At 37.6% G+C, this 218-nt stretch carries 1 protein-coding gene; it reads right to left on the bottom strand.

The features are described 5' to 3' along the window. The coding region (locus AN214_RS22385) for a transposase (RefSeq protein ID WP_408003002.1) at positions 1–194 on the bottom strand (194 nt) is incomplete at its 3' end. Positions 195–218: the final 24 nt, after the last annotated feature.

Here is a 218-nt window from a genome sequence, read left to right as displayed (position 1 = left end):
TTTATACTCGGCTTTTTAGTCTGAAAGGTATAGGCAATTAATCCAGCCATTAAATTAACCATAAATGAGATGCAGCTGCGGTGCCTTGTGTGGTCTATTTGAGCCATATTTTTCAGCTGGTCGAAAACTGTTTCAATGATGAAACGCTTTGATAACATCGCTCTATCCCAAGATGATATTGGCTGACGTTTCATATTACTTCGTTGACCTGTAATAAA

The organism is Pseudoalteromonas sp. P1-9, assembly GCF_001399975.1.
In the GTDB taxonomy this organism is placed as follows: Bacteria; Pseudomonadota; Gammaproteobacteria; order Enterobacterales; family Alteromonadaceae; genus Pseudoalteromonas.
This window is presented reverse-complemented; position numbering and strand designations above follow the sequence as displayed.